At 57.6% G+C, this 429-nt stretch carries 1 protein-coding gene; it reads left to right on the forward strand.

What is annotated here, in order from left to right:
- Window positions 1–337, forward strand: a 337-nt coding sequence (locus RHIZ70P_RS23135) for a hypothetical protein (protein WP_181904108.1), incomplete at its 5' end; no start/stop codon positions are given.
- Window positions 338–429: the final 92 nt, after the last annotated feature.

Here is a 429-nt window from a genome sequence, read left to right on the forward strand (position 1 = left end):
CGGAAAGAGCCTGTATGTCGGCCGCACTCGCGATGTGCGCAAGCGCTACGGCCAGCATACCCGGCGATCCAGCGGCCACAACAACGCTCCATTTGCCTTCAAACTTGCGCGCGAAACAACCGGGTTTCTGAAGTCGAACTACCGGCCAGGAGAGACCTCGCGCGCGGGGCTGCTGTTGAAGCCCGAATTCGCATCGGCCTTCGCCGACGCGATCGAGCGCATCAGGCGCATGGAGTTCCGTTTTGTAGAGGAAGCGGACCCAACTCGCCAGTGCTTGCTCGAGGTCTACGTATCGGTCGTGTGTGGATCACCATACAACGATTTCGATACGCATTGAGCTGCACTTCACCCTAGCGCAGCAACAATCGCCTTCCTCTCGTTTTCGAGATCCTTGAAGTGTTTATTGAGATCGGCAGGAAGGGCCTTATC

The organism is Paenirhizobium selenitireducens ATCC BAA-1503, from assembly GCF_900492185.1.
Lineage (GTDB): Bacteria > Pseudomonadota > Alphaproteobacteria > Rhizobiales > Rhizobiaceae > Allorhizobium > Allorhizobium selenitireducens_A.